Source organism: Bowmanella yangjiangensis, from assembly GCF_017255015.1.
GTDB classification, from domain to species: Bacteria; Pseudomonadota; Gammaproteobacteria; order Enterobacterales; family Alteromonadaceae; genus Bowmanella; species Bowmanella yangjiangensis.
Genome location: NZ_JAFKCS010000778.1, coordinates 1 through 341, shown reverse-complemented (window position 1 = coordinate 341; position 341 = coordinate 1). Strand labels below are relative to the sequence as shown.

The window sequence follows — 341 nt, the reverse complement described above, 5'->3', positions numbered from 1 at the left end:
CCTGCCTTCGGAGTTGCAGTGGCTGGACGTGGCGCTGATCTGTTCCGCCGCGCTGCTGCTCAGCTTCCTTGCCACGCTCTATCCCTCCTGGCGCGCCGCCCAGGTGCAGCCGGCCGAAGCCCTGCGCTACGAGTGAGCCCCCTCACCACCACCCGGCCAGGTGCAGCGCCAGCACGGCGAAGGCGGCGGCGAACAGGTAGCGCAGCGTGCGCAGCACTGCCGGGCGCTGCAGCAGGTGCTGGCGCAGCGCTGCGGCGAACAGCCCGTAGACGCTGAATACGGCGAAGGTCACTGCCATGAACAGTCCGCTGAGTGTCAGCAGGTGCTGCATGGCATGCGCC

Annotated in this window: 1 protein-coding gene; it reads right to left on the bottom strand. The window is 69.2% G+C overall.

The window, feature by feature from the left end:
* Positions 1 to 142: 142 nt before the first annotated feature.
* A partial coding sequence (locus J0A65_RS26640) for a hypothetical protein (RefSeq protein WP_416135342.1) occupies positions 143 to 341 on the bottom strand: 199 nt, incomplete at its 5' end.